The 8,762-nt window shown below is 72.1% G+C and carries 8 protein-coding genes and 1 pseudogene; 2 read left to right on the top strand and 7 right to left on the bottom strand.

Annotation, left to right across the window (positions count from 1 at the left end; genetic code table 11):
• The coding region (locus tag B0E53_RS29680; RefSeq protein ID WP_146167811.1) for a GNAT family N-acetyltransferase at positions 1-416 on the top strand (416 nt) is incomplete at its 5' end.
• A 62-nt stretch (positions 417-478) separates the two neighbouring features.
• On the opposite strand, the gene B0E53_RS29675 is transcribed toward B0E53_RS29680, so the two are convergent.
• The 3 genes from B0E53_RS29675 to mshB all read right to left on the bottom strand — a co-directional run bounded on the left by B0E53_RS29675 (position 479) and on the right by mshB (position 2,444).
• Positions 479-943 carry a hypothetical protein gene (locus B0E53_RS29675; RefSeq protein ID WP_107079026.1) on the bottom strand — a complete coding sequence of 155 codons (465 nt, stop codon included), beginning with the start codon at positions 941-943 and terminating at the stop codon, positions 479-481.
• Between the two features lie 86 nt (positions 944-1,029).
• On the bottom strand, positions 1,030-1,503 hold the full coding sequence (locus B0E53_RS29670; protein WP_210406264.1) for a hypothetical protein: 474 nt from the start codon (positions 1,501-1,503) through the stop codon (positions 1,030-1,032).
• Between the two features lie 17 nt (positions 1,504-1,520).
• Entirely contained in the window at positions 1,521-2,444 is a 924-nt protein-coding gene (mshB, locus tag B0E53_RS29665; RefSeq protein WP_210406263.1) for an N-acetyl-1-D-myo-inositol-2-amino-2-deoxy-alpha-D-glucopyranoside deacetylase, read from the bottom strand.
• Positions 2,445-2,531: 87 nt separating this feature from the next.
• On the opposite strand from mshB, the gene B0E53_RS29660 reads away from it, so the two are divergent.
• The gene (locus tag B0E53_RS29660) at positions 2,532-4,676 is read left to right on the top strand and encodes a prolyl oligopeptidase family serine peptidase (protein ID WP_107079023.1); all 2,145 of its coding nucleotides are present in this window, start codon (positions 2,532-2,534) and stop codon (positions 4,674-4,676) included.
• Positions 4,677-4,725: 49 nt separating this feature from the next.
• Here the strand turns inward: B0E53_RS29660 and B0E53_RS29655 are convergent, their stop codons facing one another.
• From B0E53_RS29655 to B0E53_RS29640, 4 genes and pseudogenes are all read right to left on the bottom strand, one after another.
• Positions 4,726-6,471: an ABC transporter substrate-binding protein gene (locus B0E53_RS29655; RefSeq protein ID WP_107079022.1), complete on the bottom strand. Its 1,746-nt coding sequence runs from the start codon at positions 6,469-6,471 to the stop codon at positions 4,726-4,728.
• Positions 6,472-6,579: 108 nt separating this feature from the next.
• The gene (locus B0E53_RS29650; RefSeq protein ID WP_107079021.1) at positions 6,580-7,566 is read right to left on the bottom strand and encodes an ABC transporter permease; all 987 of its coding nucleotides are present in this window, start codon (positions 7,564-7,566) and stop codon (positions 6,580-6,582) included.
• 13 nt (positions 7,567-7,579) lie between these two features.
• Complete coding sequence (locus B0E53_RS29645; protein ID WP_107079020.1) at positions 7,580-8,581, bottom strand: ABC transporter permease; 1,002 nt, start codon at positions 8,579-8,581, stop codon at positions 7,580-7,582.
• Positions 8,578-8,762, bottom strand: a pseudogene (locus B0E53_RS29640) (dipeptide/oligopeptide/nickel ABC transporter ATP-binding protein); the annotation flags it as partial. The pseudogene B0E53_RS29640 and the gene B0E53_RS29645, both read right to left, overlap by 4 nt.

The following is an 8,762-nucleotide window of genomic DNA, read 5'->3' as shown; positions in this document are numbered from 1 at the left end:
GGCGCCCCGACCTGCCCCCGGTCGGGCTGGCCCCGACGCCCTCGGCGGAGTGGCTGGCGGTGGCCGCCGGCCGCAAGGGCGGGCTGCCCGACGACGCCCGGCACGTGCTGACCGCCGTGGACCGGATCCGCTTCGCCCACCTGCACGTCGACGACCGGCTGCTCGCGGTGGGCCGGGGCACGGTCACCGGCGAGGGGCGCTGGCTCGGCCTCACGCTGATCGAGGTGCTGCCGGAGGCCCGCCGGCGCGGGTTCGCCGGCGCGGTCATCCGGGCGCTGGCCGACTGGGGCCGGGCCGAGGGCGCCACGCAGGCGTTCCTCCAGGTGGAGCAGCGCAACACCGCCGCCGTGGCCCTCTACCAGCGGCACGGCTTCACCACCCACCACACCTACCTGACCCGGGTCGCCCCGAACTGATCGAAGGGTTCCGGCAGGCCGTCCGGGGCACGGAGAGATCCGTACCCCGGGCCGGGCTCGCGTCAGCGGCGGACGACCTTGCGGGGCTTGGCCGCCTTCAGCTCGGCGTAGCGCTTGAGCTGGCGGGAACGGTAGTCGCGGCCCAGCGCGGTGAGGGTCAGGTAACCGACCAGCACGCCGGCCGCGGTGGCCGCCAGGTAGAGCCAGATCTGGGCGAAGAAGATGCCGGCACCGCCCTCGAACGGGTTCTCGCCGACCAGCAGCGGGCCGACGAAGACGGTCAGCGCCAGCGCCACGGCCACCGCGGCGGCCAGGTCGCCGGTCCAGCGGGCGACCGGCCGGTCCCCGCCCCAGCGGAACGCCGTCCCGGCCAGGATCAGGCCGATCACCAGGAACATCGCCAGCGAGACCCGGCCGGCGGCGGTGTCGTCGTCCGGGTAGGCGAATTTGATGACCAGCCGCGCCACCACGTTGACCACGAACAGCGCGGCCGCCAGCACGCCGACCGCACGCCACCGCTGGTTCATCACACGCCTCCCGCCGTACCGCCCGCCCCCACGGTGGGCTCCTGGCAGAGATATCTACCACCGCAACCTGTGCGGCGTCTGCACCCTCAGCGGACGGCCGGCGGCACCACGATCTGCCGGAAACCCATCACCGCGAAGGTGATCGCGCCCGCCACGATCAGCCCGAGGCCGAGCACGTTGTCGCCGCTGAGCGCGAGGTCGCCCTCGACGGTGCGGAAGCCGCCCGCCACGATCACCACGAACCAGGGCAGTGCGGCCAGCGCCGCCGCCCAGCGGGTGCCGACCGCCAGGTGGGCGAACCAGCTCACCAGCACCGTCAGCACCACCACCGCGGCGATCCCGCCCACCGCCAGCGAGATGCCGACCAGGGCCTTGCCGGCACCGCCGGAACGGCCCTCGACCACCTCCCAGGCCCAGGTGGCGAAGAGCAGGTCGAGCACCGCGGCGAGGACTCCGGCCCAGACCGTCACCAGGGCGCCGGCGACGCGCAGCACGAGGTCGACCGCCCGGCCCGACGGCTCGGGCGGCGCGGCGGGCTCCTGCTCGGGGGCGACCGACATGGGTACGGCGGGCAGCGTCACCGGAGGCCGGCCGCCGTGACCGGGGACCGGTCCGGCCCGTCCAGCGCCAACCCGGCGAAGAGGTCGTCCTCCCAGCCGTACGGGCCGCTGCCCGGGCCCTTCTCGCCGACCGCGAGGGTGAAGTACTCCACCCCCATGAATTCGGCGCCGAAGTTGCCGGCGATCGAGTAGAGCCAGGAGTTGGCCGGGATCTGGGTGGCGTGCGCCCGCATCGCCGCCTCCTTGGCGGCGTGCTGGTCGGTGGCGTCGATGCGCGCGGCGATCCCCTCGTCCGGGGTGCCGAAGGGCAGCTCGTCCGCGCTCTCGATGCCGGCGAAGGGGTTGTCCGACGACTCGGTGAACGCGTCCAGGCCGGCCTCCAGCACGCCGCGCGGCATCGCCGTCCAGTAGACCTTCGCCGGGGCGATCCCCTCGGCGGCGGCGAGTTCCACGCCGCGCATGGCCACCCGGTGCGCCTGGATGTGGTCGGGGTGTCCGTAGAAGCCGTTCGGGTCGTACGTGATCATCACCTGCGGGCGGACCTCGCGGATGACCTCCAGCAGGTGGCCGGCGGCCTCGTCGAGGTCGGCCTGCCAGAACGCCCGGGGGTGCTCGTTCGTGGCCAGCCCCATCATCCCTGAGTCGCGGTAGCGGCCCGCGCCGCCGAGGAAGCGATGGTCGGTGACGCCGAGCGCCGCGCAGGCGGCCGCCAGCTCGCCGATCCGGTAGCCGCCGAGCTGGTCGGCCTCGGCCGCGGCGAGCTGGGCCAGCGCCGGCACGTGGATCTCGCCCTCCTCGCCCAGCGTGCAGGTGACCAGGGTGACGTGCGCGCCGGTGGCGGCGTAGTGCGCCATCGTCGAGCCGGTGCCGATGGACTCGTCGTCGGGGTGCGCGTGGACCAGCAGCAGGCGTCGGTCGGGCAGCGTCGTCACGCCCGTCACTCTAACCGGCGGTCCTGCCCGCTCGACGCTTACGCGTCCGCCCAGGTCGGCCACATCACCACCGGCGCGCGCCTACTCTCTACAGGCGTGGACTTTCCCGAGCTGGCCGCCCGCACCCGTCGGTTCAGCCACGGGGCGCCGCGCTCCGTCTCCGTCGCCGAGGACGGCTCCCGGGTCATCTTCCTGCGCTCGTCGGGACCGGAGGACCCCGCCGACGCGCTCTGGCTGCTCGACGTCGCCTCCGGCGAGGAGCACCTCGTGGCCGACCCGGCGGTGCTGCTCGGCACGGACGGCGAACCGGTCGAGCTGGCGCCGGGCGAGCGGGCGCTGCGCGAGCGGCTGCGGCTCAGTGCCGCCGGCATCGGCTCGTACGCCCTGGACGGCGTCGGCCGAGTGGCCGCGTTCGCACTCGCCGGCCGCCTGTTCCGGGCCGACCTGGTGCACGGCGACGTGGTGGAGGTGGCCGCCGTCGGTCCGGTGATCGACCCGCGTCCCGACCCCACCGGCGAACGGCTCGCCTACGTGACCGACGCCGCCGAGGGGGTACGCCGGGGCCAGCTGCGCGTGGTCGAACCGGACGGCACGGACAACCTGCTCGCCGGCGAGGACAGCGGGGTGACCTGGGGGCTGGCCGAGCACATCGCGGCGGAGGAGTTCGGCCGGTTCCGCGGCTACTGGTGGTCCCCGGACGGGCGCTCGGTGCTGGCCGCCCGGGTGGACGAGTCCCGGCTGGACCGCTGGCACCTGCACGACCCGTCCGACCCGGCGAGCCCGCCGACGTCCGTCGCGTACCCCCGGGCGGGTGGACCGAACGCGGAGGTCAGCCTGCACCTGCTCGACCTCGACGGCGGCTGGGTCGACGTGCACTGGGACCGGGAGACCTACCCGTACCTGACCTCGGTGGACTGGGCCGACGGCGGCCCGCTGATCACCGTGCTGCGCCGGTCGCAGCAGCACGGGCTGGTGCTGGCCGTGGACCCGCGCACCGGGGAGACGCAGGTGCACGCGGAGCTGGCCGACCCGCGCTGGGTGGAGCCCATCCCGGGCACCCCGGCGCACCTGCCCGACGGCCGGGTGCTGGTCGGCGGCGAGCTGGCCCACGACGGGTACGACGCCCGCTGCCTGTTCGCCGACGGCACCCTGCTCACCCCGCCCTCGCTCTACGTGCGGCGGGTGGTGGGTCGGCTGCCGGCCGGAACGAACTCGGCGGCGGACCTGTTGGTCGAGGCGAGCGAGGGCGAACCGAGCCAGCGTCACCTCTACCGGGTGCGGACGGCGATCGGCGGCGGGGTGGACGCCCGCCGGATGGGCAGCGACCCCGGCTGGCACACCGCCGCGATCGGCGGCAGCACGCTGGCCGTGGGGGTGGCCTCACTGGAACACGCGGGAACCCGGTGGCGGGTCTGGCACGGCGACCGCGAGGTGGGTGAGTTGGGCTCGCGGGCCGCGACCCCGCCGTACGCGCCGCGGCCGACGCTGGTCCGGGTGACCGACCGGCGGCTGCCGAGCGCGGTGCTCTACCCCGGTGAGCACGTGAAGGGCACGAAGCTGCCGGTGCTGCTGGACGTCTACGGCGGCCCGGGCCACCAGGAGGTGATCGCCGCGCGGGGGGCCTGGCTGGAACGGCAGTGGTGGGCCGAGCAGGGCTTCGCCGTGGTGACCATCGACAACCGGGGCACCCCCGGCATCGCCCCCTCGTTCGAGAAGGCGATCCACCGGCGGGTCGCCGACGTGATCCTGACCGACCAGGTCGACGCGTTGACCGCGCTCGCCGGCAAGCACCCGGACCTGGACCTGGAGCGGGTGGCGGTACGCGGCTGGTCGTTCGGCGGCTGGCTGGCCGGGTTGGCGGTGCTGCGCCACCCGGAGCTGTTCCGGTGCGCGATCGTCGGCGCGCCGGTCACCGACTGGACGCTGTACGACACCGCGTACACCGAGCGCTACCTGGGGATGCCGGACGACGGGATGGACGTCTACGCCCACCACTCGCTGGTCGAGCTGGCCGCCGAGCCGGTCGGCGACCCGGCGCAGGCCCGGCCGATGCTGCTGGTGCACGGCCTGGTGGACGACAACGTGCTGGCCGCGCACACGCTGCGGCTCTCGGCGGCCCTGCTGGCCGCCGGCCGGCCGCACGCCGTGCTGCCGCTCACCGGCGCCACCCACATGGCCGCCGGCGGGGTGGCCGAGCGGCTGCTCCGGCTGGAGTTGGACTTCCTCCGCCGCCACCTGTGACGCGCGAGGGGCCCCGGCCGGATCGGCCGGGGCCCGCACGGTCGGGCCGTTACTGCTTCACGTAGGCGTTCACGAAGCTGGGCCAGCCGAAGATGCTGCCGATGAAGAGGCCGCCGGCCTTCTCACCGTGCGCGACGGAGACGACCTCGTTGTACAGCGGCACCGCCGGCGCCGACTCCTTCATGAGCTTCTCGTCCAGGGCGCTCCACTCCTCCGCCTGCTTGGCGGGGTCCTCCGCGAGCACCCGGTCGAACTCGCCGTTGATGGCGTCGTTGTTCAGCTGGGAGGTGTTGCTGTTGCCCTCGGCCTTGATGTTGCGGCCGTCGAAGAGCACCGGCAGGATCGACGCGCCGCTGGGCCAGTCGGCCGCCCACGAGTCGACCCAGATGTCCCACGGGTTGCTCTTCTTCTTCACGAAGTCGAGGTACCCGTCCTCGGGGATCGGCTTGATGGTGACGGTGAAGCCGGCCTTCTCCAGGGCGGTCTTGATCTGGGTGGCGGTCTCCTGTGACGGGGTGTCGTCGGAGGTGCCGAGCACCAGGTTCACCGGCTTGCCGGCGAGCAGTTCCTTCGCCTTCTCCGGGTTGCCGCTCTCCCCCGCCGGGTACGCGTCGAACTTCTTGTAGCCCAGCGTGGTGGGCGGCAGCAGCGTGGTGAGCGGCACGGCGCCGTACGGGCCGCCGAGGTTCTTGGTGATGCTGCTGCGGTCGATCGCGTAGTTGATCGCCTGCCGCACGGACAGGTCGGTGACCCGCGACGTGTTGATGCTCAGCCGGTAGGCGTTCGGCGTGGCCGCGACGATCATCCGCTCCTTGAGCGCGGCGTCGCCGGTGACCTTCGCGATCAGCTCCGACGGCACCCCGCCGGTGGCCACCGCCGCGGCGTCGTTGCCGGTGCCGGCGAGCACCCGGTTCGTCTGGGTGGCGTTGTCCGCGCCGAAGGACCAGACGAACTTGTCCGGGTACGCGTGCCGCACCGGGTCGGTCGCCGGGTCCCAGTTCTCGTTCCGCTCGAGCACCATTTCCACGCCGGGCTGGTGCTTGGTGATCTTGTAGGGCCCGGACGAGAACGGCTGGTTGTCCAGGTTGACGCCGGTGTCCTTGTCCGCCGGCAGCGGCGCGGTGGCCGGCAGCGAGACGGCGAACGGCAGGTCACAGCGCGGCTTGTTGAACTCGAAGCGCAGCGTCTGCGCGTCCGGGGTGCTCAGGCCCGGGGGCAGCGAGGTCTTGTTGGCCTTGAAGTTCCACTTGGTGTCGTACTGCGGGCTGTCGACCAGCCACTCCTGCAGGTAGGTCGGGCCACCGGTCAGGTCGGGATCGAACGAGCGGGCGATGCCGTACGCCACCTCCTTCGAGGTGATCGGCCGGCCGTCCTCGAACTTGACGCCCTGCTTGATCTTGAATTCCCAGACCTTGCAGTCGTTGTTCACGTTCTTGCCGGGGGTCTCGGCGAGGTCGCCGACGAGGGTCACGTTGCCCTTGCCGTCGTCCTTGAACGTGGTGAGGAAGCGGGCGTAGAGCTGGCTGCCCATCAGGCCCGCGAACGAGTAGACCCGCTGCGGGTCCAGGTGGGAGATCTTGTTCTCGCGCAGGATGTAGAAGGTCCCGCCCTTGGCCGCGCCGGGCACCTCCGCGGCCGGGCCGAGCGAGTCCTTGGGGTCGGTCGCGATGGCGCCGCTGCGCGGCTTGTTGGTGTCCACGTTGTCGGCGTTGTCGCCGGTGTTCTTGCTGCATGCACTGAGCGCAACGACCAGTGCCATCGCACCGCCCATGGCGGTGGCGAGTCTTGCTCGCATACTCACTCCTCCGGGTCCGATGAAGGAAAGCTTCGCTCAGCTTTCCTCCGCGGTAAATTTCGAGCAGATAACGGGGCCACAACGATCGACCACCCGCGACGCGGGAGGTCAGCCGAGGCGTACCCGGGGATCGATGAACGCGTAGAGCAGGTCGACAACGATGTTCGCGACGACCACGAAGAGCGCGGAGATCAGCACGGTGGCCATGATGGTCGGCAGGTCGCCCTGGCGGACCGCCTCCACGGCGGTACGCCCCAACCCCTGGATGCCGAAGGTCGTCTCGGTGATGACGGTGCCGCCGAGCGCCGCGCCCACGTCCAGACCGGCGATCGTCACGATCGGCGTGATGGCCGCCCGTAGCGCGTGCCGCCCGTAGACCTTCCGCTTCGCCACGCCCTTGGCCCGGGCGGTCCGGACGAAGTCCTCGGAGAGCGTCTCCAGCATCTGTGCCCGGGACAGCCGGGCGTAGATCGCGGAGAAGAGCAGGGCCAGCGTCACCCAGGCCAGTACCAGCCCGCGCGCCCACTCGACCGGGTTGTCGAGGAAGGGCACGTACCGCGGCGTCGGGAGGATCTTGAGCGAGTAGACGAAGATCAGCAAGAGCAGGGCGCCGACGAAGTAGAGCTGCAACGAGGCGAAGGTGAGCGTGAGCCCGATCGAGACGCGGTCGAGCAGCGAGCCCCGGCGCAGCGCCGATATCATGCCGAGCCCCACCCCGAGAGCGAGCCAGAGGACCGCCGCGGGGAGCACGATGTTCAAGGTCACCGGCAGCACCCGGGCGAAGGTGTCGCTGACCGCCTCGCTGTTGACGTACGAGTAGCCCAGGCAGGGCGCCTCGCACTCGCCGCCCTGGGCGCTGCCCAGGTCGCGGCCGACGAAGATGCCCTTCATGTAGTTGGCGTACTGCGTCGGCTTCGGGTCGTTCAGCCCCAGCTCCGTCCGCACCCGCTCCAGGCGTTCGGCGTTGCAGTTCTTCGGGCACATGCCGGTCACCGGGTCGCGCGGCAGCGCGAAGAACATGAGGAAGCTGACGATGCTCACCGCGAGCAGCACCGAGACCGCCAGCAGCAGCCGCTTCAGCAGGAACCGCACCATGGCGCCGAACCCCTTACCGTGACGACTTCGGATCGAGCGCGTCGCGCAGCGCGTCGCCGAAGAGGTTGAACGCCAGCACGAGCGCGAAGATGGTGATGCCCGGGAAGAAGACGTACGCGGGGTCGGTCTGCAGGTAGTCGATGCTGCGGTAGATCATCCGGCCGAAGCTGGGCACCGACTCAGGCAGCCCGACACCGAGGAAGGACAGCGCCGCCTCACCGGTCACGTAGGACGGCACCGCGAGGGAGAACGCGACCAGGATCGGCGCCCAGATGTTCGGCAGCAGCTGCCGGAAGAGCATGTGGCCGAGCCCGGCGCCGCTGGCCCGGGCCGCCTCGATGAACTCCCGCTCGCGCAGCGACACCACCTGCCCGCGGACGAGTCGCGCCGTGCCGGTCCAGCCGAACGCGGCGAACACCACGATCAAGGTGGTCACCGCGAACCAGGTCGGCACCGCGTCCCGGGGGCCGTAGAACCGCAGCGAGAACGTCGGGACCACGGCCAGCGCGAAGATGAGGAACGGCATCGCCAGGGCGACGTCGGTGACCCACATGATCACCGAGTCGACCACGCCGCCCAGGTAGCCGGCCACGATGCCGAGCACCACGCCGATCGTCGTGGTGACGACGGCGGCGCCGAGTGCGATCAGCAGCGAGGTGCGGATGCCGTAGATCATCCGGATGAAGATGTCCCGGCCCAGGCCGGGTTCGAGTCCGAACCAGTGGTCGCCGCTGACCCCGCCCACGTAGCCGAGCGGCATGCCGGTGCTGTCCAGCAGGTTGCCGAACTGCTGGCTCGGCGACATCCCGTAGAGCCGCTGGAGCAGCGGCGCGGCCACTGCCGCGACGATGAACAGGGCCAGCACGATGCCGCTGACCAGTGCCGTGCGGTCCCGGCGCAGCCGGCTCCAGACCAGTTGGCCGGGCGAGCGCCCGACGAGTCCCTTCTCCTCCGGGCCGTCACCGGTGGACTCGATCTCGGCGAGCGCCACGCCCTCGACGGGGGACAGGCTCATTTCGACACCTCCTCGGCGGTCACGGCGACCGGTCCGGCGCCCTGGGTGATCGTTCCCGTCTCGGGGAAGTGGCAGGCGGTGGCCTGGTTGCCGCCGTCCCGGCTGACCAGGGCGGGTTCTTCGGTGGCGCAGCGTTCCTGGGCCTTCCAGCAGCGGGTGCGGAAGCGGCAGCCCGACGGTG

This window comes from Micromonospora sp. MH33 (assembly GCF_003013775.1).
Classification (GTDB): domain Bacteria; phylum Actinomycetota; class Actinomycetes; order Mycobacteriales; family Micromonosporaceae; genus Micromonospora; species Micromonospora fulviviridis.
Note: the sequence above shows the minus strand (reverse complement) of the source record. Positions and strands in the feature narration are given on the sequence as shown.

Excerpts from the sequence above, each read along its gene's own strand:
- B0E53_RS29650 (WP_107079021.1), bottom strand. The coding sequence starts at position 7,566 with ATGGTGCGGTTCCTGCTGAAGCGGCTGCTGCTGGCGGTCTCGGTGCTG.
- B0E53_RS29675 (WP_107079026.1), bottom strand. The coding sequence starts at position 943 with ATGAACCAGCGGTGGCGTGCGGTCGGCGTGCTGGCGGCCGCGCTGTTC.
- B0E53_RS29655 (WP_107079022.1), bottom strand. The coding sequence starts at position 6,471 with ATGCGAGCAAGACTCGCCACCGCCATGGGCGGTGCGATGGCACTGGTC.
- B0E53_RS29645 (WP_107079020.1), bottom strand. The coding sequence starts at position 8,581 with ATGAGCCTGTCCCCCGTCGAGGGCGTGGCGCTCGCCGAGATCGAGTCC.
- B0E53_RS29670 (WP_210406264.1), bottom strand. The coding sequence starts at position 1,503 with ATGTCGGTCGCCCCCGAGCAGGAGCCCGCCGCGCCGCCCGAGCCGTCG.